The sequence below is a fragment of the Sphingomonas sp. SP2 genome, from assembly GCF_058313385.1.
The window spans coordinates 863,629-887,197 of record NZ_JBZFLD010000001.1; the positions used below are offsets into that span (position 1 = coordinate 863,629).

Genomic DNA, 23,569 nt, shown 5'->3' on the forward strand with positions numbered 1-23,569 from the left:
GGTCGAAGGAGCGGAGAGAGGCTTCGATGTTGATGCAGGGCAGCGGCCGCGAGGCGCGAATCCACTATATGGCCGGCACCTTCCGCCTGCTCAGCGACGGCGATCACGTCCGCTGCGCGGTGACCGGTACCCGCATCCCGCTCGACCAGCTCCGCTACTGGAGCGTCGCCCGGCAGGAGCCGTACATCGATGCGGCGACCAGTGTTGCCGCCGAGGAACGCGGCCACCCGGCCTGACCGCAAGGCCTACGGGCAAGCCGATATTCGGGGATTTCCGCCATCGTCGGACCTGTTGCAATCGCGCCATCAGGGGCCGAGACAATCCCGCAACATGTTATATGATAACAATGTTGCAAACCGGTAACACAAATCCGTTTTCTAAACTGCTTTAACCTCGAACACTGGCGCGGTTTCCTCAAGCGTGGCTAACAACTGCCACCGAACCGCTTAGGCCGGTTCGCCGCGTCCGGATTCTGCGTGCAGTCGGGCGCCAGTCGGCAGACGAAAGGTTAGTCAGTGAATTTTGATCGCAAGAACTTCGGAGCGCTGCGCAGCAGCACTGCCCTGCAGGCCATCGCCCTGCTCGGCCTCTCCCTCGCCGCGACCCCGGCCTTCGCGCAGGACGCGACCAACACCCCCGGCGCCCAGTCGTCGACTCCCCAGCCGCAGGCTGAGGATGAGGCGCAGTCGGACGCTCCGGTTCCCAACACCAACACCGACGATGCCGGCGGCCAGGAAGTCGTCGTCACCGGCTCGATCTTCCGTGGCACCACGTCGAAGACCGTCTCGCCGATCACCGTCGTGACCGCCGACTCGATCGACAAGCGCGGCCAGAACACCGTTCAGGACGCGATCCAGTCGCTCGCCTCGAACAACGGTCCGGCGCTGACCAACAGCTTCTCGGCGAACGGCGCGTTCGCGGCCGGCGCCTCGGCCGTGTCGCTGCGCGGCCTGTCGACCAACTCGACGCTCGTCCTGTTCGACGGCCAGCGCGCGGCTTACTACCCGCTCGCCGACGACGGTTCGCGTAACTTCGTCGACCTCAACACCATCCCGGACGACATCGTCGACCGCGTCGAGGTGCTCCGTGACGGTGCATCGTCGACCTACGGCGCCGACGCGATCGCGGGCGTGGTCAACATCATCACCAAGCGCCAGTTCACCGGCCTCTCGGGTCGTCTGGAAGGCGGCATCAGCCAGGACGGCAACGCGCCGAACTATCGCGCCTCGCTGACCCTCGGCACCGGTGATCTCGCGACCAAGGGCATCAACGCCTACATCAGCGGCTTCTACTTCAAGCAGGGCAAGGTCATGAACCGCGACCTGCCCTATCCGTTCAACAGCGACAATCTGACGGGCATCTGCACCGACGATGTCTGCGGTCCGAACAACATCATCGGTTCGCGTCCGGCCGGCGGCTACACGTCGTTCCCGATCGGCTACGATTCGTATGTCCGTCCGTACAACGCGACCAACACCACGGCCGCCGGTGCCTACCAGCTGCTGAACCCGAATGCGGGCTGCCTCTACGGCGACGGCATCAACACGACTGCCGCCGAGCGCGCCGCCGTGGCCGCCCTGCCGACCACGGTCTGCACCGTCAGCGTCACCAACCGCTTCGGCACCGTGACCCCGGACATCCAGCGCTTCGGCGCCTCGGGCCGCGTCACCGCCCGCATCGATGACAATACCGAAGGGTATGTCATGGTGAACTTCCAGCAGAGCGACGTCTCGTACGACGGCTTCCCGCCGACCGTCCGCGGCACCGCCAATGCCGGCATCCTGTTCCGTCCGTTCTCGACCTCGACCGGTCCGGCCGCCAACCTGGCACCGGGTTCGTTCGTGCTGACCCTCCCGGTCTACGTCTGCCCGAACGGCCTGCCGGATCCGAGCGGCCTCAACACGGGCTGCACCGCGACCACCCCGGGCGCCACCCTCAACCCGAACAACCCGTTCGCGGCGCAGGGCCAGGTTGCTCGCTACGTCGGTCGTCCGTTCACGGATCCGACCTTCAACGCCACCCGCAGCCGCGTCTATCGCGCCGCCGCCGGTGTCACCACCAGCCTCGCCGGCTTCGACGTTCGCGCCGACCTGACCGCGATGCACAACGATCTGCGCCGCACGCAGAACGGCTATGTGTACATCAACAACTTCCTGACGGCGATCGCCAACGGGTCGCTGAACCTGGTCAACCCGACGCTCAACAGCCAGCAGGTCCTCGACTACGTCCGTCCGGACAACATCACCAACGCGACCTCGGACCTGTTCGCGGCGCAGGTGTCGTTCGGCCGCTCGCTGTTCGACCTGCCGGGCGGTGCCCTGCAGCTCGGCTTCGGTGGTCAGATCCGTTACGAGGCGGTCGACGCCCCCTCGGCCAACCCGGACTACAACGGCCCGACCCAGCGCTACTTCACCCTGAACGCCTTCGGCACCAAGGGTAACCGCACGGTCAAGTCGGTGTTCGCCGAGGTCAACGCCCCGGTCCTCGACATGCTCGAGATCAACGCTTCGGGCCGTTACGACCATTATTCGTCGGGTCAGAGCAACTTCTCGCCGAAGGTCGGCGCGAAGTTCGAGCCGTTCGACATGCTGGCGCTGCGTGCCACCTGGTCGAAGGGCTTCCGTATCCCGTCGTTCGGTGAGGCCAACGCGCTTCCGACGACCGGCTTCGTGAACACCAACGCCGGTAACTTCACCGACTCGTTCCTGGCGCAGTACGGCTGCTCGGTCGCGACCTACAGCAGCTGCCCGATCTACATCCGGAACAACAGCTACGGCCTGACCACTCTGGCCTCGCCGAACCTGGATCCGGAGAAGTCGCGCAGCATCACGCTCGGTGCGATCCTCAACCCGATCCGTCAGCTGACCTTCACGGTCGACTACTTCAACATCAAGAAGACGGGTGCGATCACCTCGCCGTCGAACGCTCCGGCGCTGGCTGCTTACTATGCCTGCACCGCGGCCCAGTTCAACGGCGGCACCTGCCCGATCCCGGCTGGCTACAACGTCATCGCCGGTGCGCCGGACCCGAACAACCCGAACGCCCTCCCGGTGATCGGTTTCATCGAGGCCCAGCTCGTCAACGCCAACACCATCAAGTCGCGCGGTCTCGACTTCGCTGCCCTGGCTCGCTTCGAGTTCGGCAACGTGAAGTGGACCTCGTCGCTTGAGGCGAGCCGCATCCTGGAGCTCAGCACGACCTTCCCGGACGGCACCAAGGAGCGCTACGAAGGCACCCTCGGCAACTACAACCTGACCGCCGGGTCGGGCACGCCGAAGTGGCATGGTAGCTGGCAGAACACCCTTGACTTCGGCACCATCGCGGTGACCGGCACCCTGAACTACTTCGGCGGCTACAACCTGTCGGCGGAAGATCAGGGCGGCACCCGTGGCGACTGCAGCCTCGGCGTCGACTACCTGCCGTGCGACGTGAAGCGCTACATCACGCTGGACATGAACACCCAGTTCCGCGTGAATGACCAGTTCACCTTCTACGTGAACGTGCTCAACGCGCTCGACAAGCTGCCGCCGATCGATCCGGCCACCTACGGTGCGCACCTGTACAACCCGGTTCAGGGTGGTCAGGGCGTCCTCGGTCGCCAGTTCCGCGCCGGCGTCCGCGTCACCCTCTAAGGTTGACGACGACAGCGTAAGTGAAACGGTGAGGGCGGTGTCGAAAGGCACCGCCCTCATCACTTTTGGGGAGTATGCGTAATGATGATCCTTCTGCTTGCCGCGGCCCTGACCCCGGCTCCCGCCATTGCCGCCGTCCCGGCGCCGATGCCGGCCCCTGCCGAGGTGGCCACGACCGAGCCCAAGAAGATCTGCAAAAAGCTGGTCCCGACCGGTTCGATCCTGCCGGTGAAGAGCTGCCGCACGCAGCAGCAGTGGGACAAGATCACCGGATCGGGCGGCGACACGCTCCGCCAGGTCAAGGACGCCAGCCAAGCGACTATGGGCGCTCCCGCCAACTGACCCCTAATCCCTCGCCGCCGGATCCCGCCGAATGGCGGATTTTCCGGTCGGCGCCGGGATAGCCAATCTGGTTACTTAATCTGCGTTGTATTGTGCCTGCAACAGGCCCGTAACGAAACAGCAGCGCACAGGCCGGACGGATTGCGACGCCTGCCCGCTGAACGTTAGGTCGGCCCCACTTGAGGTTTCAGGAACCGCGTGAAGCGCCCTGAAATGAGCTAAGGGGAGACCAAAATGCGGTTTAAAAACAAGCTGCTGACCACGAGCCTGCTCGTCGGCACCAGCATGCTCGCGACTCCGGCGTTCGCCCAGTCGCAGCCGAGCGCGGGCGAAAACGCCCCCTCGCCAGCCATTACCACGCAGGCCGATGAGCAGGTTCAGCAGGCCCAGGCCGAGCCGACGACCGAGAATGAAGTCGTCATCACCGGCACCCTGATCCGCAACCCGAACCTCGTCGCCTCGTCGCCGGTCAACGTCGTCAACGAGAACGAAATCGCCCTTCGCGCGCCGAACAACGCCGAAGAACTGATCCGTCGCATCCCGGGCGTCAGCCCCGGCATCGGCAGCCAGGTCAACAACGGCTCGAACGGCACCAACCAGGTCGACCTTCGCGGCCTCGGCACGCAGCGCAACCTGGTGCTGCTCGACGGCAACCGCGTCGTTCCGACCCTCGCCAACGGCGCGGTCGACCTCAACGTCATCCCGCTCGCCCTCGTCAGCCGCGTCGACGTGCTGACCGGCGGTGCGTCGACCACCTACGGCGCCGACGCCGTCTCGGGTGTCGTCAACTTCATCACCCGCCGCGACTTCTCGGGCGTCGATGCCCGGGCGTCGTACAAGCTGACCGAGGAAGGCGACGGCCAGGCCTATCGCATCGACCTCACCGTCGGCGGCAACTTCGCGGACAACCGCGGCAACGCCGTGCTCAGCATGGGCTACACCAAGGTCAACCCGGTCTATCAGACCCGGCCCTTCTCGATCTTCGGCGTGAACAGCCGTTCGGGTGCCGCTTCGGGCTCGTCCTTCACCTCGGTCCCGTCGACCTTCTCCTATCCGACCGGCGACCTTCAGCTGAACCCGGCTGCGACTGCGCTCGTGCCGCAGTATCAGGGCTTCAACTTCAACCCGTACAACATCTTCCAGACCCCGCTGGAGCGGAAGAGCGCCTACGGTTCGGCCAACTACGAGATCGCCGACGGCATCGAAGTCTATGCCCGCGGCCTGTTCTCGTCGAACGAGATCAGCTCGATCATCGCTCCGTCGGGTATCTTCGGCGCTCCGCTGACGATCAACTCGCAGAACCCGTACCTGACCCCGGCGATCCGGACCCAGCTCTGCCAGGCGCAGGGAATCGATCCGACCACCGCGGCCTGCACCAACAACCCGGCGCTTTCGCTGGGCGGTGTCTACCGCCGTCTCGTCGAGCTCGGGCCGCGCATCGGCAACTATCGCAACAATCTCTACGATGCGCGCACCGGCGTCCGCTTCGACGTCACCTCGAACAGCAACCTCGACCTGTCGCTCAGCTACGGCAAGTCGGAGCAGCGCCTCGAGAACTCGGGTTACGTGCTCAACAGCCGCGTGCAGCAGGCGCTCAACGCTACCAGCACCACGGCCTGCACCGTGACCACCGGCGGCTGCGTCCCGCTCAACCTGTTCGGCCCGGCCGGCAGCATCACCTCGGCCCAGGCGAACTTCCTCCAGGGGTCGAGCAACGTTGCGATCGACACAGAGCTGACCCAGGCGCGTGCGCTCTACTCGGGTGACTTCGGCTTCTCGGCGCCGTGGGCCTCGGCTCCGGTCAGCTTCGCCCTCGGTGGCGAATGGCGCAAGTACACCTACGACCGCGTCCCCGACGCGCGTGCCCAGGATCCGTCGGAACTCGGCGGCGCCGGCGGCGCGGTGCTGCCCTTCTCGGGCGGCTTCAGCGTCAAGGAAGGCTATGCCGAGCTGATCGCCCCGATCGCCGCGGACCGGCCCTTCTTCAACGAGCTGACCGTCGAGGCGGGTATCCGTTACTCGGACTACTCGATCGACGCGCCGGGCAAGCCGAAGTTCGACGCCACCACCTACAAGGTGGGCGGGACCTGGGAGCCGGTCGACGGCCTCCGCTTCCGTGGCAACTACCAGCGCGCCGTTCGTGCCCCGAACATCGCCGAGCTCTTCTCGCCGACCGTCGTCGGCCTGACGAACCTCGCGGTGGATCCGTGCGCGGGCGCCGCTCCGACCACCAACGCCAACCTGGCCGCGGTCTGCCTCGCGCAGGGTGCCCCGGCGGCGTCGATCGGCAGCATCCAGAACCCGTCGGCCGGCCAGGCCAACGGCACCTTCGTCTACAGCACTGCGCTGAAGCCGGAGAAGGCCGACACCTACACCCTCGGCTTCGTCGCTACGCCGAAGCAGTGGCTGCCGGGCTTCAGCCTGTCGCTGGATTACTACAACATCGTCATCAACGACGCGATCACCTTCGCGACGCCGGGTGACGCCATCGCGGCCTGCTTCAACAGCATCACGGCCTCGTCGGCGACCAGCGCGGCCTGCACCTCGATCCGTCGTAACCCGGCGAATGGCCGTCTCAGCGGCCCGAGCTCGACCACCTTCGGCCTGCGTCTCGAGGAAACCAACCTCGGCCGCCTCAAGACCGACGGCTTCGACCTCACGGCCAACTACGACCGCGACCTCGGTCCGGTCCGCCTCGGCCTGAACTTCGCCGGCAACTACACCAAGAGCCTGAGCTTCCGCGCCTCGCCGTCGTCCTACGACCGTGACTGCGTCGGTTACTTCAGCGCCAACTGCGGCCCGAGCCTCGGCCAGATCCAGCCGAAGTACAGCTGGACCCAGCGGACCAGCCTGGGCTTCGGTGCGGCGACGCTGTCACTCCTGTGGCGCCACATCGGCAAGGTCGCGTACGAAGGTACGGCAGACGACTTCGCCGCCCGTGGCTTCACCGGCACGGCCTGCGCCGCGACCGGCAACCCGGGGGCGACCTGCAGCCGCTACCTGTTCAACGGAACGGTCACCGGTGCCGGTCCGCTGGTTGGCCAAAGCTTCAACTTCAACAAGATCCCGGCGTTCGACTATTTCGACCTGAATGCTCAGTTCGACATCGACCGTCGCTTCCTGCTGACGCTGGGCGTGACCAACCTGTTCGACAAGAAGCCGCCGGTCGTCGGCACTGCTGCGGGCACCACCACCGCCAACAGCGGCAACACCTTCCCGTCGACCTACGATCCGCTCGGCCGGTCGTACTCCGCGGCGGTGCGCGTGAAGTTCTAAGCTTCACCGCCAGGCGAAATGAGCGAGGGGGTGGCCGCGAGGCCGCCCCCTTTCTCTTTGTGCCGTTCGTGAGGGAGGTCGGGACCGGCCGCGGCTCGGGCGCGGATCAGCCGAGGAGGGGGAGGGGCGCGCTCAGCGGCACGCCGGCGCTTTCCGCCACCGCCAGCGCCCAGCCGTGCACCTTGTCGATCTCGTCTTGGTAGGCGCTCTCGGCCGAGCGCTGGTTGGCCTGGCGATCGGCGGCGGTGAAGCGCTCACCGGTCTGCTTGGCGTTGCGGCTGAAGACGTCGGCGACGATCCGTTCCCGCCGCGCCGCATCGTCGGCTATTCCGAACAAGCGATCGAGCGCCGCGAGGCATTCGGTCGGCCGTGCCAGCAGCACCTCGCTGTCGAGCGTCCGCACCCGGTCGGGAAAGCGCTCCGCCAGCCGGTGATAGAGCGCATGCTGCGCCAGCCATCCCGTCGCGGCGACCTGGAGATCGGTCTGGAGGAAATAATCCTCGGCGGTGAAACCCGGCAGGACCAGTTGTTCCTTCAGCTGCTTGTGCAGCAGGTCGCGGACCCAGCGCCGCCCCCACAGCCCCTTCTTGGCGATCGACCCCAGATATTGCCGAAGCGGCGCGTAGAGTAGCAGCGCCCTGGCGTCTGCCTCGCCCGCCAGCAGCGCGGGCGCGAGCCCGTTCACGACATTGGAGGGCTTGATCACCGCCACCTCGCCGCCGGCGAATGGCCGCGCGAGCAGCGCCACCGCCTCGTGCAGGATCGGCCCCAGTTTCTCCGGCGGCGCGCCGCGATGGCGCCAGCCGACCAGATCGTTGAGGATCACCGGCTCCTTGAGGCTGAAGGCGCTGCCCGGCCGGTCATAGGCATTGGTGAGGAGCGTCGAGCAGCAATAGGCCGAGTGGAAGATGAAGTGCACGGGCGCCGGTTCGGCCCGGAGAGCGGCGAGGTTCTGCCGCCGCACGATCTGCGGCGCGCCCGGTCCGCCAAGCTCCTCGTCGGTCAGGAAGGGGACCCGCGCCCGCGTTGCCCGGTCGACAGCGCGCAGGTGCACGGCGTCGTGCGTCGGATCATAGCGATGGGCCAGCCATTCGGGTCCGAGCTTGCTCATGTCCGCCGTCATGGGCGAGCCGACCGCCGAGGGCAAGCAGCCCCGCTTGCCTCCGCGAAGCCGCGACTTATGGTCGCGAAATGGCCACTTCCGACGATCCGCGCCTTCACAACAAGCTTGGCATGGAAGCCCTTGCGCAGGGCCGGGCCGCCGACGCGGCGACCGCCTTTGCGCGCGCGGCCGAACTCGACCCGGGCGAGCCGGTGCTGCGGATCAACCTCGCGACCGCGCATCGCCAGGCCGGCAACCAGCCGGGCGAGCAGCAGGCGCTCGAGGACGTGCTCGCGCTCGATGCGCGCCACTTCATCGCCCACCTCCGCCTGGCCGAACTGTTCGAGGGGCAGGGCCTCCTGTCGCGCGCCGCACCGCACTGGTCGGCGGTGGTCCAGCTCGCCGCCGGCATGGCCGACCGCCCGCCGCTCGCCAGCGATGCGCTGCGGCGCGGCCAGGATTTCCTCCAGCGCCACAATGCCGCTTTCGCCGAAGCGCTCGCTGGCGAATTCGGACAGGAACTCGATGCGCCCGAAGCACGCCGCCTGTGCGCGGCGATCGACGTGATGCTGGGTCGCCGCCGGGTCTATCAGAACGAGTGCCACGGGGTGCACTACCCCTTCCTCCCCGCCGACGAATATTTCGAGCGCCGCCACTTCCCCTGGTTCGAGGCGCTCGAGGCCCGGACCGACGCCATCCGCGCCGAGGCGCTGGCCCTGCTCGAAAATGGCAGCGCCGACATCCGGCCCTACGTCCGCCAGCCCAAGGGCACGCCCCAGAACAAATGGTCGCCGCTCGACGACAATCTCGCCTGGGGCGCCTGCTTCCTGTGGGAATATGGCCGGCGCAACGATCCGGTCTGCGAGGCCTGTCCCGAAACCGCCGCGGCGCTCGACCTCGCGCCCAAGAGCAACATCCCCGGCAAGGCGCCCTCCGCCTTCTTCTCGATCCTCCAGCCGGGCGCGCACATCCCGCCGCACACGGGCGTCACCAACACCCGCGCGATCATCCACCTGCCGCTGGTCGTCCCCGAGGGCTGCACCTTCCGGGTCGGCGGCGAGACCCGCGCCTGGCGCGAGGGTGAGGCCTTCGCCTTCGACGACACGATCGAGCACGAAGCCTGGAACCGCAGCGACAAGGTCCGCATCGTCCTCATCTTCGACGTCTGGAACCCGCACCTCACCGAGGCCGAGCAGGACCAGCTTGCGCGCCTCTTCGCCATTGCCGACAAGGGGCTGGTCGCCCCGCGCGCCTAGTCGGGAACGGCGACCCCGCCCGCCTCGAGCGCGCGCCGGGCAGCAGCCAGCTCGTCACGATAATGGTGCCAGCGCCCCGAGGAGCGGGCGTGCAGCGGCTGGCGTACCTGCCAGTTGCTCGCCGTCCGGACCGGACCGTCTGTTCCCGCCGCGAGCAGCGCCGCGTCCCACGGCAGTCCGAGCGCCGCGATCACCGGCGGCAGTACCGCGCCCGGCGCCCGCACCAGCGCATCATAGTCGAGTTCGACGAGGCTTTGCGGGAAGACCGTGCGCCAGTGCCGCATCAGCCGCGCATGCTGGACCGCATGATGCACCGCATCCTCGAGCCGGTGGCTGTAGGCGATCCCGTCCCCGAACCGCAGGAACAGAGTCGACAGCAAGGTGTCGAGCGGGTGGCGCTCGGTGTGGAGCAGGGGCGCGCCCGGGAAGAGCCGCTTGATCAGCCCGAGGTGCAGGTAATTGTCGCACCTCTTGTCGCTGTGTCGCGCGTCGCTTCCCACCGCCCGCCGCGCCTCGGCGCGATAGCGCTCGCGAAAGCCTGCCGCCGCTTCGTCCGACAGCGTCGCCGCGGCTTCGGGATAGGGCTGGAGCTCCGCGGCGAAGGCGGGGATCGCCTCCAGCTCGCCGCCCGCAACCAGCGCGGGGTGGCGGGCAAGGATCTGCTCGGCGAGCGTCGAACCCGAGCGGAACAGCCCGCAGATGAAGAGCGGCGACTGGCTGTCGCTCCCGCTGTCGTCCGGGGCCGGAAAGCTCGCGATGATGTCATCGACCAACGTCGCGAAGCGGGCTGCATCATAGCGGACGGGCGACAGCGCCGCGGCGAGCGCATTGGCCTCGCGCAGCGCCGCGAAGGCTTCGCCATACCGTCCCGCCGCATCGAGCGCTGAGGCACGCGCGAACAGCAGTTCCGCGCGGTCATCGGGATCGCGGGCGCGGGCGAGGGCCTGCGCCAATTCGGCCGCGATCGCCGCTGCATCGCCATTCGCCAGCCGGAGCATGGCCACCCGGCCGATCGCGCGTCCGCTGTCGGGGGTTGCCGCCAGCAGCCGGCGATAGGTTTCGAGCGCCTCCTCGCGCCGTCCCTCGTCCTCGTGCAATTGCGCCAGCCCCAGCAGCGCCGGAGGATAGTCGCCTGCCAGGCTGAGCGCGCGGCCATATTCGGCGGCGGCGGCCTGCGGATCGAACAGATGGTCGGCAAGGATCGCCGCGCGATTGACGTGCACTTCCTCGGCACCCGCGACGCCCGCTGCCAGCGCCGCTTCATAGCTCGCCAGTGCCTCCGGAAAGCGCCGCCGCGCGCGCTGAACCCAGCCGAGGTTGAACCAGCCATCGGCAAGCCCGGGCGCGGCCGCCACCGCCGCCGCATAGGCCTCCTCGGCGCGCGCGAGGTCGCCCGCTTGGAGCGCCGCTGCGCCCGCTGCCATCGCCTGTCCCGCCCGCGCGTCCATCGCCGCCATGACTAGGAGGGGCGGGCGCGGCTGGCTAGCGCTTGCTGCGGTGCGGTCGGCGGGTTAGCCTCACGCCCGTCCCCAGCGCGCTGAAGGGAATTTGGCATGCTCCTGTTGATGGCGTCCCTCGTCCTCGCGACCCCCGAAAGCCCGGCCCGGGCACCGACCGCGTCGCAGATCGCCGCCGCCGAAGGGCAGAAGATCAAGTGTCGCAAGCTTCCGGTGACGGGCTCGCTCGCGGGCTTCACCCGCGAATGTCGCACCGTCGCCGAATGGGATCGGCTCGACGAGGCCAATCGCGAAGCGGGAATCAAGATCCAGGATCGCGGCCAGGTCGTCTCCTGCGGGAGCAGTGCCGGCGGCTGCTAGGCCGCCGCCACTTCCTCCACCGGGGTCAGCACCAGCGCGCCGTCGCCCTCGTCGACCCGCACTTCCTGCCCGTCGCGGACCTTGCCCGACAGGATCGCGTCCGCCAGCGGGTCCTGCAGGTAGCGCTGGACCGCGCGCTTCAGCGGCCGCGCGCCGTAGATCGGATCATAGCCGACCCGCCCGAGCCACGCCCGCGCCGCATCGCTGAGGTCGAGGCGGATGCCCCGCTCCTGAAGCAGCTTCTGCAGGCGCGACACCTGAATATCGACGATCGGCGCCATGTGGCTCGCCGACAGGCGGTGGAACAGGATGATGTCGTCGAGCCGGTTGAGGAATTCGGGCCGGAAATGGCCACGCACCACCTCCATCACCTGCGCCTCGACCGTGTCGGCCGGCTCGTCCTCACCGAGGTTGGCGAGATATTGCGAGCCGAGGTTCGAGGTCAGGATGATGAGCGTGTTGGTGAAGTCCACCGTTCGCCCCTGGCCGTCGGTCAGCCGTCCGTCGTCAAGCACCTGGAGGAGGATGTTGAAGACGTCCGAATGCGCCTTCTCGACCTCGTCGAACAGCACCACCTGATAAGGCCGGCGCCGGACCGCCTCGGTCAGCGTCCCGCCCTCCTCGTAACCGACATAGCCCGGAGGCGCGCCGACCAGCCGGGCGACGCTGTGCTTCTCCATATACTCGCTCATGTCGATGCGAACCATCGCGCTCGCGTCGTCGAACAAGAATTCGGCCAGCGCCTTGGTCAGCTCGGTCTTGCCGACGCCCGTCGGCCCGAGGAACAGGAAGGAGCCCAAGGGCCGGTTGGGGTCCTGAAGGCCAGCGCGCGCACGGCGGACCGCGGTCGATACGGCCTTCACCGCCTCGGCCTGCCCGATCACCCTCTTGCCGATGATCTGCTCCATCTGGAGCAGTTTCTCTCGCTCGCCTTCCATCATCCGCTCGACCGGCACCCCGGTCCAGCGCGACACCACTGCGGCAATGTCGTCGGCGGTCACTTCCTCGCGCAGCATGGCATTGGCCTGGCTGTCGTTGGCCTCGGCAAGCTTCTTCTCGAGCTCGGGGATTAGCCCGTACTGGAGTTCGCCCGCACGGCCGAGATCGCCATTGCGCTGCGCCTGCTCGAGCTCGATCCGAAGCGCGTCGAGCTGTTCCTTGAGCTTGCTCTCGGCGGCGATCTTCTCCTTGTCGCCCTGCCAGCGCGTGGTCAGCTCCGACGACTGCTGCTCGAGATTGGCGAGCTCGCGCTCGAGCGTGACGAGGCGATCCTTGGAGCCCTTGTCGGTCTCCTTGCGCAGCGCCTCGCGCTCGATCTTGAGCTGGATGATCCGCCGGTCGAGATTCTCGATCTCCTCGGGCTTGCTCTCCACCTCCATCCGAAGCCGCGACGCGGCTTCGTCCATCAGGTCGATCGCCTTGTCCGGCAGAAAGCGGTCGGTGATGTAGCGGTTGCTGAGCGTCGCCGCGGCGACCAGCGCGCCGTCTGTGATGTTGATGCCGTGGTGAAGGGCATATTTGTCCTTCAGCCCGCGCAGGATCGAGATCGTGTCCTCGACCGTCGGCTCGCCCACGAACACCGGCTGGAAGCGCCGCTGCAGCGCGGGGTCCTTCTCGACATGCTTGCGATATTCATCGAGCGTGGTCGCGCCGATGCAGTGAAGCTCGCCCCGTGCCAGCGCGGGCTTGAGGAGGTTGGAAGCGTCCATCGCCCCCTCGCTTTTCCCGGCGCCCACCAGCGTGTGCATCTCGTCGATGAACAGGATGATCTCGCCCGCGGCCTGCTTCACTTCGTCGAGCACGCCCTTCAACCGCTCCTCGAACTCGCCGCGATATTTGGCGCCCGCGATGAGCGAACCCATGTCGAGGCTGAGCAGGCGCCGGTCCTTGATCCCGTCGGGCACGTCGCCGTTGGTGATGCGCAGCGCGAGCCCTTCCGCGATCGCGGTCTTGCCGACGCCCGGCTCGCCGATCAGCACCGGATTGTTCTTGGTCCGCCGCGCCAGCACCTGAATCGTGCGGCGGATTTCCTCGTCGCGGCCGATCACCGGGTCGAGCTTGCCCTCGCGCGCCGCCGCGGTGAGGTCGCGGGCATATTTCTTGAGCGCGTCGTAGCGGTCCTCCGCGCCTTGCGTGTCGGCGGTGCGCCCGCCGCGCAACTTCTCGATCGCGGCATTGAGCGCCTGCGGCTGGACCCCGGTCCGCGCCAGCGCATCGGCCACCGCCGTCCCCTTGGCGAGCGCCATCGCCAGCAGCATCCGCTCGACCGTGACAAAACTGTCCCCGGCCTTGCTCGCCACCTGCTCGGCCTGGTCGAGCAGGCGGATCGTGTCGCCATCGAGCGCCGGCGCCGAGCTCGCGCCCGAGCCGGTGACCGACGGCACCTTGGCGACCAGGGCGTCGGCTTCGCGCTTGGCCGCGCGCGGGTCGCCGCCGGCGGCCTGGATCAGCCCCGCGGCCATGCCCTGCTCGTCGTCGAGCAGCGCCTTGAACAGGTGCGCCGGCTCGATCCGCTGGTGATGCTCGCGCACGGCGATGGTCTGGGCCGCCTGGACAAAGCCCTTCGACCGGTCGGTGAACTTCTCGAAATCCATGTGGACTAGCTTCCCCTCTCTTCGGCAGGGAAGATAGTGTTGCCTTTACGCCACACAAGCCCCGCGGCTCAGCGCCCCGCGCTGGTGTCCGGGAGCGGGGCGAGGGGGTCGCCGGTGGCCCGGGCGACGCTCGGCGAGACTGACGCGGTCGGCGCCGGGACAGGGGTCGCGGCCGTCGGCGGCGCGCTTGCCGGAACGGTCTGGAAGACGAGCCCATTTGCCGGCGCACTGGCCTGCGGGTCGGGCGCCCTGGCCAGCACGGGCGCGGGCAGTTCGACCTTCGGACAGGCGATATGCCCGCCATCGTCGCGGCCCCAGGTGCGATATTTCCAGCTGTCCACGTGGAAGCGCATCTTGGTGTAGAAACCGAGACCCGCATTGTAGCGTGGGCCCTCGACCTGATGCTCGGCGCAGAGCCGACGGATCATCGTCGTCCGGTCGATCGGCGTCAGCGGCACGAAGTCGATCGCGCTCATGCTGCGGTGGACGCTCTCGGGCGCCCCGCCGGCGCAGCGGTTGAGGCCGGCATTGCGGAAGACGCTGACCGGCTCGACCGGGCCGACCCGCGGCACGACATGGTCGCGCACGTAGCGCAGCGTGTTGACGATATTCGGCCATTCGTCGGCCGGCGGGATCTCGAACGGCTCGGCTCCGCAGCGCCGCCAGTCGCTCGCGGTCCGGAGCAGCTGCCAGGTCGGCGCGATGAAGGCGACCCCGCTCGCCTCGAGATAGCGGTGGAACTGGCTGACCGCTCCGGCCCGCCACGGCCCCATTGCGATCCACGCCCGGTAGCCGGGCTCGTCCTGCCCGCGCTCGACATAGTCGGCCGAAGGATTCCAGATCGCTGGCGCCGGGATCGGCCGGATGATCGACGGTATCGTCGACGGGGGCGCGACCGTCACCGGCTGGGCCGCCGAGGGGGCGGCCAGCAGGGAGGTCGTCAGTGCTGCCACGAGCATCCGCATCGGCCCAACATAACGCACCGCTGCTTGAAAAGACACTGAACGGCGCTCACTTCGACCCGCATGAGCACGCAACCCATCCACGTCGACCTTCCTCATCAGCTCGGCCGGGTGGAAGCCCGCCGCCGGATCGAGAGCAATATCCACAAGCTCACCGGCTTCATCCCGGGTGGGGCCACGGTCAGCCACGAATGGCAGGGCGACCGGCTCGACCTCGACGTCGGCGCGATGGGCCAGACGGTCACCGCCAGGATCGAAATCGAGGAGCAGCTGGTCCGCTGCCACATCATGCTCCCCGGCCTGCTCGGCATGCTCGCCAAACCGATCGAGGCCGCCCTCCGCTCCAAGGGCAGCGAACTGCTGCTAGAGGATCGCAGCAAGAAGTAGGGCGCTGGACCGCGGCGCCTGCGCGGCTAATATCCGGCATCGGAGGAGTGTTCGCTGATGCGCCACATCGCCATCGTCGGGTCGGGCCCGGCCGGCTTCTACACCGCCGAAGCCTTGATCAAGGCGGGTGACGCGCGGATCGACATCCTCGACCGGCTGCCCGTGCCCTACGGCCTGATCCGCTTCGGGGTCGCCCCCGACCACCAGTCGATCAAGGCCGTCGCCAAGCGCTACGAAAAGGTCGCGCTGACTCCGGGGGTCCGCTTTCTCGGCAACGTCCACCTCGGCGCCGACGTCTCGATCGAGGAGCTGCTCCATTATTACGACGCGGTCGTGCTTGCGACCGGCGCGCCATATGACCGCCGCCTCGGCATCCCCGGCGACGAGCTTCCGGGCGTGATCGGCTCGGCGGCCTTCGTCGGCTGGTACAACGGCCACCCCGATTTCGCCGACCTCGCCCCGCCGCTCGACAGCGAGCATGCGGTGGTCGTCGGCAACGGCAATGTCGCGCTCGACGTCGCCCGGATCCTCTCCAAGACCCCGGCCGAGTTCGCCGGCTCCGACATCGTCGCCCACGCCTTCGACGCGCTCGGCAACAGCCGTATCCGCCACATCACCATCCTCGGACGGCGCGGTCCCAACCAGATCGCCATGACTCCCAAGGAGCTGGGCGAGCTCGGCCATCTCGAGGCCGCCGCGCCCCAGGTCGACCCGGGCGACTTTCCGCCGGAAGGCACCGATGCCGCGCTCGAGCCCGGGCAGCGCAAGTCGGTCGAGCATCTCCGCGCCTTCGCGGCCGCGGCGCCCGACGGCGCTAAGCCCAAGACCGTCAGCTTCGACTTCTTCGCCCGCCCGCTCGCGATCGAGGGCGATGGCCGGGCCGAGCGGATCGTGGTCGAGCGCACTGCGCTCGATCCCACCGGCCAGGCCCGCGGCACCGGCGAGACCTATGTCCTCCCAGCCGGGCTGGTGGTCAGCTGCATCGGCTACAGCTCGCCGCCCATTCCCGGCATCCCCTATGACGAGGCACTGGGCCGCTATCCCAATTCCTCGGGGCTGATCGCCGACCGGCTCTATGCCGTCGGCTGGGCCAGGCGCGGCCCGACCGGGACCATCGGCACCAACCGGCCCGACGGCTTCGAGGTCGCCGAGGCGATTGCCGCGGCCATCCCGCCGGGCGCGCCGGACAGCGGTCGCGAGGGCGCCGAGGGGCTCGACCGCCTGCTCCATTCGCGCGGCTGCGATCCCATTCCCTTCGCCGACTGGCAGAAGATCGAAGCGGCCGAGGTCGCCGCCGCCCGCCTGGGCTTCGCCCGCGAGAAGCTGGTCCGCGTGCCCGACCTCCTCAAGGCCGGCGGCCACTGATAGATTTTCCCGGTCTTCCGCCAATGCTATGATTGGTCGCGGTCGACTCGGGGTCTCCACCAAGTTGCGTTCTGCAGTTGAGGGAGAAAGTTGATGATCAAGCACGCGAAACTTGCCGTTCTTTGCCTGGTCTGCGCCGCCAGCCCTGCCATGGGCGGGGAAATCGGCGGCAGCGGGGGCATCACGCCGATCGAATCCCGCGGGGTCGCCGCCTCGATCTGCGCTTATTCGGGCCTCAATGACGACTATGTCCTCGGCGGGGCCGGGAGCCGGACCCAGAATTGGGGAACGATCGTCGCGGCCTTTGGCGGCCTCCCGCCATTCCCCGGTCCGGGAACGGCCTGCCGGGGCTGATCGAACGGCCCCGAGCCGACCGATCGCGAGACGGCGCTTGCATCCGTCAGAACCGCCGCCTAAAGACCGCCCCGCCTTGGCTCCCGCTTCACCGCGGGTGCCGGTCGGGGAGTAGCTCAGCCTGGTAGAGCACTGTCTTCGGGAGGCAGGGGCCGGAGGTTCGAATCCTCTCTCCCCGACCACTTTTCTTTTGTCACCGTGCGCGGATGAAGGCGCGGAGGTCGCGGGTCAGCTTGGCCCGGTCCTCATCGCGCACGTACATCATGTGGCCCGCGTCATAATAATGATATTCGACCCGGTCCTGCGGGATGCCCGTCCGGCTCAGCGCATATTCGGCCGCGAAGAAGGGCGTCGCGAAATCATACCAGCCCTGCGCCACCAGCACCTTCAGCCCGCGATTCTCGCGTAAGGCGGTACCGATCCACGGCGCGACGTTGAGATAGGCATTCTCGTCGCGGCCGCCGATCCGCCAGTCCCACTGCCCGCCGATCCCGCTGATCGACTGATATTCGCGGTCGGTCCGGAAGCCGAGGCTGCCGCGCTGCCAGCTGTTGACCGCCGCGGTATAGCCCGCGTCGATCCCGTAGAAGCTGGGGTCGTTGTCGGGCCCCTCGCCGGCATCGTCATAATCCTTGCCGGTGTAGCGTGCGTCGAGCCGGCCGATCGTCAGCCCGCGGTCGCGCAGCAATTCCTTGTAGAAGCGCTGCGGCGTGACCCGGAGGTCGGCACGGTCGAGATAGCTTTCCGACAGCCCCGTATATTGCGCGAGCTGGCGGCGGACCGCGGCGCGCTCCTCGGCGCCCGCTCGCTGGCCCTTGAGCAGATAGGCGGCATAGGGCCCGATCGCCCACTGCCGCGCCTGCTCGGCGAGCTGCGCCGCGGGCGTGCCGCTCATCCCCTTGCCATGATAGGCCGCGGTCACCGCCATCGAGGGCAGGTTGGTGATGTAGCCGAGCTCGTTGCCGGGCGTGTCCGACCCCGCCGCAAAGTCGAGCACGGTCGAGATGAGAATCAGCCCGTTCAGCCCGACATCGTTGAAGGTCGCGCCCTCGAGTTGGTTGACCACCGCCGCGGTCCGGGTCGTGCCGTAGCTTTCCCCGCCGAGGAACTTGGGGCTGTTCCAGCGCCCATTGTCGCTGAGCCAGCGGCGGATCACCTCGGCCACCGCCTTGGCGTCCTGCTGGACCCCGTAATAATCCTTCGGGTCGGCACCGGGCAGGAGCACCGAGAAGCCCGTCCCCGGCGGGTCGATGAAGACCATGTCGGTGACGTCGAGCAGGCTGTCGGGATTGTCGAGCAGCGGATAGGGCGGGGCGCCGTCGTCGCGTCCGTCGGACGGGATGGCGACCCGCTTCGGCCCGAAGGCGCCCATCTGCAGCCACACCGTGCCCGAGCCCGGCCCGCCGTTGAAAAGGAAGGTCACCGGCCGTGAGGGATCGCGCGGCTCCTTGACGTAGGCGGTGGTGACGATCGCCGCCTTGGGGACGCCTTCCTTGTCCTTGAGCAGGGTCTCGCCGATCGTCGCCGAATAAGCGACCCTCTGCCCACCGAAGGTCCCGCTGTGGCGGGTGGTCACGACCTGCGGCTGATAGGCCCGCGCCTCCGCCTCCTGCTTGTCCTTGTCCTGGGCGAGGACGGCCGTGGGTACGGTGGCGGCGAGCAGGGCGGCGAGGAGAAGCTTGATGCGCATGGACGCAAGCTAAGCGGGCTTCGTGACGCCCGTCAAACGACCCTCAGCGCAGCGGCTTGCGGAAGCGGTAGAGGAAGCGGTCGGTCTTTCCGCGGATCGCCGGGTCGAACACCAGTTTGTCATGATCGTCGGCCGGATTGGCGAGCAACGGGCTCTGTGCCTCGAGCCGGAAGCCGGCCCGTTCGAAATCGGCGCGGACGGTTGCGGGATCGATCCGGTGCAGCCTGTCGACGATCTGCCGCGTGTCCCCGGGCCTGCCGACATGGTCGATCACCCCGACCACGCCGCCCGGCCGCATCGCCCCGTAGAGGTTACGGACGAAGGCCGCCGGATCTGTCCGGGGAATCTTGAACTTCGCCGATTCCCAGTAGAGGTCGTGATAGCTGAGGTTGATTAGCGCGACGTCGAACCGGTTGGCGCCCGGCGCGAAGGCTTCGAACGGATAGCGCGCGAGCGTGACCCCCGGCGAGGCGGCGATCAGCGCGTCGAGCTTCGCCCGTTCCTCGCCCTCGCCATAGAATTGCTCGGGCTCGAACGCCGTTACCGAGCCGCGCGGGCCGACCACGCTCGCCATCAGCTGCGCCCAGTAGCCCGTGCCCGTCAGCAGGTCGGCGGCGTCCATCCCGGGCTTCAGGCCGAGGAAGGCGAGCACGTCGGCCGGGCGGCGGCTCTCGTCGAGCTTGCGCAATTCTTCGGTCCGCGCCGGATTGGCGACGCTCGCGGCGTAGAGGGCGGGACTGTCGGCGCGGGGACCGGGCGTCGCGCAGCCCGCAAGCAGCAGGACGGATGCAAGGCAGGCGGCGGCGTGGCGCATGATGACGGGCTCCCCTGATGATCGCGGGGGATCATGCGCCCTCGGCGGCACGAAAGGCTAGCTGCCCTTCGACGAACGGCCGGCTTCGGCGCTTTTCTGCGCTTCCACCATCGCGGCGACGTCGGCGAGCAGCGCCTTGGCGTCGTAGACGATCCCGTCCTTGATCGTGAACCGGACCCCGCCGACCCTCTTGACCGTGCCGTCGGGCTGGAGCCGTTCGAAGCCGGTGCCGTAGAGCGTCTTCAGATTCTGCAGCGGATTCTCGCTCGTCACCACGAGGTCGGCGAGCATCCCCGGGCGGACGATCCCGTAAGGCGCGGGCTTGCCCTTGGGCAGGTAGATTTCCTCGGCGCCGTGCATGGTCGCGGCGCGGATCACCTCGAGCGGCGAGAAGCCCGCTTCCTCGAGCATCTCCATCTCGCCGATGTAGCTGAAGCCCCAGGTCTGGTAGATGTAGCCGGGGTCCGACCCCAGCGTCACCCGCCCGCCCATGTTCTTATAGTCGTTCATCAGCCGCATGTAGGGCCCGTAGAAGCGCCGCCACGCCACCTCCTTGCCGCTGGTCCAGTCGAACCAGTAGCTGCCGTGCGCGTCGCGGCTCGGGCCGAAGAAGCGCATCAGGCTCGGCAGCGTGTAGCGGGCATGCCAGTCGGCATTCTTCGCCCGCATCAGGTCGCGCGACGCCGAATAGATGTTGAAGGTCGGGTTGAAGGTGACGTTCCGCGCCAGTTGCTCGCGCAGATAGGCGTTCCACTCGGGCCCGCCCGGCTCGTGGATGCTGTCGATGATCCGGGTAAATTCGTAGAAGCGGTCCTGCTCGTCGTTGAAATTATAGCCCGCCGGATAATCGGGCAGCGAGCGGTCCTTCAGCAGGCTTTCGAAATGGCCGTAGAAATGGGTTACGGTGCCGAGCCCAAGCTCGCCCGCGCGGCGCGCGTTGATCTCGGCGACCCCGGTCTGGCGAAGATGCGCCACCGTCCCGAGCTTCAGCGTCTTCGCCTCGTCGAGCACCGCCGCGGTGACCGCGGGCGGCTGGTCGAGGAACAGTTTCACTCCCTCATAACCGGCCTTGGCCGCCCAGCGGGTCCAGGCCCGGCCCTCCTCGGGGGTCGTGGGCGAACCGCGGCCCCAGCCGTCGCCGACCACCACATAGGGTACGAGCCGCGGCGCGACGATGCTGTTCGCCTCGCTCCGCGCGCGGTCGGCGAGGCTGCGGTCGCCCGGCCCGAAGGTGAAGCTGATCCCGCGCACAGTCGTCACCCCGTGCGCAAGCCACAATTTGTAGCCGTAGCTCGGATCCGGCGCCTTGTCGGGATCGCCATTGTGGCCGTGGGTGTCGATGAAGCCGGGCATCACATATTGCCCGGTCGCATCGATCTCCCGGGTCGCGCCGGCGGGTGGACGGCCCGCGCGAAGCGCCGTGCCTAGCGTTCCGGCCGAGCGGATGGCGGTGATGCGGTTGCGCTCGATGACGATATCGACCGGCCCGCGCGGCGGGGCCCCCGTGCCGTCGATCAAGGTCGCGCCGCGGATGACCAGCGTCGGGTAGGGGCCGCCGCCCTCGTTCGCCCCACGGGCCGCGACCGGGACCATGCCCTCCTGCGCCAGCGCCGCGCCACCCGACGCCAGAGCGGCCAGCGCCGCCAACAGCTTTAGCATTCCTTCCCCCTTTGCCGCCGCATCATGCCGCGCGCTGGGAGAAGCGCAATCTCTAGGGCCGCGCCCGCTTGTTCATGCGCATCTGCTTCTGCTTGCCGAAGCGGGTCTTGCGGGTGCCCGGCTTGCCTTCGGTCGAATGCCCGACCCGTGGTGCCGCGCGCTGATGATCGGGGATGCCGAGCTCGTCCTCCTCGAGCTTGCGGATCTCGTCGCGAAGCCGCGCCGCTTCCTCGAACTCGAGGTCGGCCGCGGCCTTGCGCATCCTTTCCTCGAGGTCGCTGATGTAGGCCCTGAGATTGTGCCCGACGAGGTGCGGCGTGTCCGGATCGCCGGTGTCGACCACCACGCCGTCGCGGGTCGAGACATGGGCAATGATGTCGCTGATGTCGCGCTTGATGGTCGCCGGGGTGATCCCGTGGATCCGGTTATATTCCTCCTGCTTCTCGCGCCGCCGATTGGTCTCGTTGAGCGCGCGCTCCATCGAGCCGGTGACCCGGTCGGCATAGAGGATGACCTTGCCCTCGACGTTGCGCGCCGCACGGCCGATGGTCTGGATGAGACTCGTCTCCGAGCGCAGGAATCCCTCCTTGTCGGCATCGAGGATCGCGACCAGCCCGCATTCGGGAATGTCGAGGCCCTCGCGCAGGAGGTTGATCCCGACCAGCACGTCATAGACCCCGAGCCGCAAGTCGCGGATCAGCTCGATGCGCTCCAGCGTCTCGACGTCCGAGTGCATGTAGCGGACCTTGAGCCCGGCTTCGTGGAGATATTCGGTAAGGTCCTCGGCCATCCGCTTGGTCAGCGTGGTGACCAGCGTCCGGTAGCCCTTCTTGGCGGTGGCCTTGGCCTCGGCGACGAGGTCGTCGACCTGGTCCTCGACCGGCTTGATCTCGACCGGCGGATCGATGAGCCCGGTCGGGCGAATGACCTGCTCGGAGAAGACGCCCCCGGTCTCGTTCATCTCCCACGGCCCCGGCGTCGCCGACACGAACACCGACTGCGGGCGCATCGCGTCCCACTCGTTGAACCGCAGCGGGCGGTTGTCGATGCAGCTCGGCAGGCGGAAGCCGAACTCCGCCAGCGTGATCTTCCGCCGGTGGTCGCCCCGCGCCATCGCGCCGATCTGCGGAACCGTCTGATGCGATTCGTCGATGAACAGCAAGGCATTGTCGGGAAGATATTCGAACAGCGTCGGCGGCGGCTCGCCGGGGAGGCGGCCGGTCAGGAAGCGGCTGTAATTCTCGATGCCCGCGCAGCTTCCCGTCGCCGCGATCATCTCGAGATCGAAGTTCGTCCTTTGCTCGAGCCGCTGCGCCTCGAGGAACCGCCCCTCGGCGTTCAGCTCCTTCAGCCGCTCCTCCAGCTCGTGGCGGATCGCATGGCTCGCCTGCTTGAGCGTCGGCCCTGGCGTTACATAGTGCGAATTGGCGTAGATCTTCACCGACGGAAGGGCCGCGACCTTCTTGCCGGTCAGCGGATCGAACTCGACGATTTCCTCGATCTCGTCGCCGAAGAAGGAGATGCGCCAGGCGCTGTCCTCATAGTGCGACGGGAAGACCTCGAGGCTGTCGCCGCGGACCCGGAAATTGCCGCGCGCGAAGGCCGCGTCGTTGCGCTTGTACTGGAGCGCCACGAGCTTGCGCACCACTTCGCGCTGGTCGGCGGTCTCGCCCTTCTTGAGCGAGAAGGTCATCGCCGAATAGGTCTCGACCGAGCCGATGCCGTAGAGGCAGCTGACCGACGCGACGATGATCACGTCGTCCCGCTCGAGCAGCGCCCGCGTCGCCGAATGCCGCATCCGGTCGATCGCCTCGTTCACCGAGCTTTCCTTCTCGATGTAGGTGTCGGTCCGCGGCACATAGGCTTCGGGCTGGTAATAATCGTAGTAGCTGACGAAATATTCGACCGCATTGTCGGGGAAGAAGCTCTTGAACTCCCCGTAGAGCTGCGCCGCCAGGATCTTGTTGGGCGCCAGCACCAGCGCCGGGCGCTGGGTATGCTGGATGATCTGCGCCATGGTGAAGGTCTTGCCCGAGCCCGTCACGCCCAGCAGCACCTGGCTCTTCTCGTTCTGGTCGCGGATCCCGTCGACCAGCTCGCGGATCGCCGCCGGCTGGTCGCCCGCCGGTTCATAATCGCTCTTGAGCACGAACGGCCGGCCGCCTTCGGCCTTCTCGGGCCGCGCCGGCCGATGCGGCACGAACTCCTCGCCGGTCTCGGGTTCGGCAAGGGACGTGCGGATCTGGATTTCCATGCCGTTGATATGGGGATTGCATGGCCCGGCGACAATTCTGTTCGTTCGGCGTTGAGCGTCCAGAA

General features: G+C 67.8%; 17 protein-coding genes and 1 tRNA gene. 10 read left to right on the top strand and 8 right to left on the bottom strand.

The annotated features are described in order from the left end of the window. Positions 1 to 26: 26 nt before the first annotated feature. The 4 genes from AC4GYU_RS04450 (at position 27) to AC4GYU_RS04465 (ending at position 7,250) form a co-directional block, all read left to right on the top strand. Complete coding sequence (locus AC4GYU_RS04450) at positions 27 to 236, top strand: DUF2093 domain-containing protein (protein ID WP_491085692.1); 210 nt, start codon at positions 27 to 29, stop codon at positions 234 to 236. 279 nt (positions 237 to 515) lie between these two features. Continuing rightward, positions 516 to 3,632, top strand: a complete 3,117-nt coding sequence (locus tag AC4GYU_RS04455) for a TonB-dependent receptor domain-containing protein (RefSeq protein ID WP_491085693.1) — start codon at positions 516 to 518, stop codon at positions 3,630 to 3,632. 81 nt (positions 3,633 to 3,713) lie between these two features. Beyond that, positions 3,714 to 3,974: a hypothetical protein gene (locus tag AC4GYU_RS04460; RefSeq protein WP_491085694.1), complete on the top strand. Its 261-nt coding sequence runs from the start codon at positions 3,714 to 3,716 to the stop codon at positions 3,972 to 3,974. Between the two features lie 234 nt (positions 3,975 to 4,208). Next, positions 4,209 to 7,250 carry a TonB-dependent receptor domain-containing protein gene (locus AC4GYU_RS04465; RefSeq protein ID WP_491085695.1) on the top strand — a complete coding sequence of 1,014 codons (3,042 nt, stop codon included), beginning with the start codon at positions 4,209 to 4,211 and terminating at the stop codon, positions 7,248 to 7,250. 106 nt (positions 7,251 to 7,356) lie between these two features. Here AC4GYU_RS04465 and AC4GYU_RS04470 read toward each other — a convergent pair whose 3' ends face one another. Then, positions 7,357 to 8,361 carry a hypothetical protein gene (locus tag AC4GYU_RS04470; RefSeq protein ID WP_491085696.1) on the bottom strand — a complete coding sequence of 335 codons (1,005 nt, stop codon included), beginning with the start codon at positions 8,359 to 8,361 and terminating at the stop codon, positions 7,357 to 7,359. An 80-nt stretch (positions 8,362 to 8,441) separates the two neighbouring features. Between AC4GYU_RS04470 and AC4GYU_RS04475 the strand changes: the two genes are divergently transcribed. Beyond that, positions 8,442 to 9,608, top strand: coding sequence for an aspartyl/asparaginyl beta-hydroxylase domain-containing protein (locus AC4GYU_RS04475; RefSeq protein WP_491085697.1), 1,167 nt, complete (start codon positions 8,442 to 8,444; stop codon positions 9,606 to 9,608). Here AC4GYU_RS04475 and AC4GYU_RS04480 read toward each other — a convergent pair. After that, positions 9,605 to 11,065 (bottom strand): tetratricopeptide repeat-containing sulfotransferase family protein, encoded by a 1,461-nt coding sequence (locus AC4GYU_RS04480; RefSeq protein ID WP_491085698.1) that lies wholly within the window; start codon positions 11,063 to 11,065, stop codon positions 9,605 to 9,607. The genes AC4GYU_RS04475 and AC4GYU_RS04480 overlap by 4 nt on opposite strands. Positions 11,066 to 11,161: 96 nt before the next feature. Here AC4GYU_RS04480 and AC4GYU_RS04485 point away from each other — a divergent pair, with 96 nt between their 5' ends. Continuing rightward, positions 11,162 to 11,425 (top strand): hypothetical protein, encoded by a 264-nt coding sequence (locus AC4GYU_RS04485; RefSeq protein ID WP_491085699.1) that lies wholly within the window; start codon positions 11,162 to 11,164, stop codon positions 11,423 to 11,425. On the opposite strand, the gene clpB is transcribed toward AC4GYU_RS04485, so the two are convergent. Together clpB and AC4GYU_RS04495 are read right to left on the bottom strand one after the other, a co-directional pair. Beyond that, positions 11,422 to 14,019, bottom strand: a complete 2,598-nt coding sequence (clpB, locus tag AC4GYU_RS04490) for an ATP-dependent chaperone ClpB (RefSeq protein ID WP_491085700.1) — start codon at positions 14,017 to 14,019, stop codon at positions 11,422 to 11,424. The two genes, AC4GYU_RS04485 and clpB, sit on opposite strands and share 4 nt — an antisense overlap. A gap of 68 nt (positions 14,020 to 14,087) precedes the next feature. After that, complete coding sequence (locus tag AC4GYU_RS04495) at positions 14,088 to 14,972, bottom strand: hypothetical protein (protein WP_491085701.1); 885 nt, start codon at positions 14,970 to 14,972, stop codon at positions 14,088 to 14,090. A 72-nt stretch (positions 14,973 to 15,044) separates the two neighbouring features. Between AC4GYU_RS04495 and AC4GYU_RS04500 the strand changes: the two genes are divergently transcribed. The 4 genes from AC4GYU_RS04500 (at position 15,045) to AC4GYU_RS04515 (ending at position 17,269) form a co-directional block, all read left to right on the top strand. Beyond that, entirely contained in the window at positions 15,045 to 15,368 is a 324-nt protein-coding gene (locus AC4GYU_RS04500; RefSeq protein WP_491085702.1) for a polyhydroxyalkanoic acid system family protein, read from the top strand. A 57-nt stretch (positions 15,369 to 15,425) separates the two neighbouring features. Next, positions 15,426 to 16,733, top strand: a complete 1,308-nt coding sequence (locus AC4GYU_RS04505) for an FAD-dependent oxidoreductase (protein ID WP_491085703.1) — start codon at positions 15,426 to 15,428, stop codon at positions 16,731 to 16,733. 93 nt (positions 16,734 to 16,826) lie between these two features. Continuing rightward, entirely contained in the window at positions 16,827 to 17,087 is a 261-nt protein-coding gene (locus AC4GYU_RS04510) for a hypothetical protein (protein WP_491085704.1), read from the top strand. A 105-nt stretch (positions 17,088 to 17,192) separates the two neighbouring features. After that, positions 17,193 to 17,269 (top strand) — tRNA-Pro (locus tag AC4GYU_RS04515). Between the two features lie 11 nt (positions 17,270 to 17,280). On the opposite strand, the gene AC4GYU_RS04520 is transcribed toward AC4GYU_RS04515, so the two are convergent. The 4 genes from AC4GYU_RS04520 to uvrB are packed head-to-tail and all read right to left on the bottom strand — an operon-like array spanning position 17,281 to position 23,504. Further along, on the bottom strand, positions 17,281 to 18,777 hold the full coding sequence (locus AC4GYU_RS04520; RefSeq protein ID WP_491085705.1) for a S10 family peptidase: 1,497 nt from the start codon (positions 18,775 to 18,777) through the stop codon (positions 17,281 to 17,283). A 43-nt stretch (positions 18,778 to 18,820) separates the two neighbouring features. Then, a complete protein-coding gene (locus AC4GYU_RS04525) occupies positions 18,821 to 19,591 on the bottom strand; it encodes a class I SAM-dependent methyltransferase (RefSeq protein WP_491085706.1) in 771 nt (256 codons plus the stop codon). Between the two features lie 57 nt (positions 19,592 to 19,648). Beyond that, on the bottom strand, positions 19,649 to 21,250 hold the full coding sequence (locus AC4GYU_RS04530) for an amidohydrolase family protein (RefSeq protein WP_491085707.1): 1,602 nt from the start codon (positions 21,248 to 21,250) through the stop codon (positions 19,649 to 19,651). A 52-nt stretch (positions 21,251 to 21,302) separates the two neighbouring features. Next, positions 21,303 to 23,504: an excinuclease ABC subunit UvrB gene (gene uvrB, locus AC4GYU_RS04535; RefSeq protein WP_491085708.1), complete on the bottom strand. Its 2,202-nt coding sequence runs from the start codon at positions 23,502 to 23,504 to the stop codon at positions 21,303 to 21,305. Positions 23,505 to 23,569: the final 65 nt, after the last annotated feature.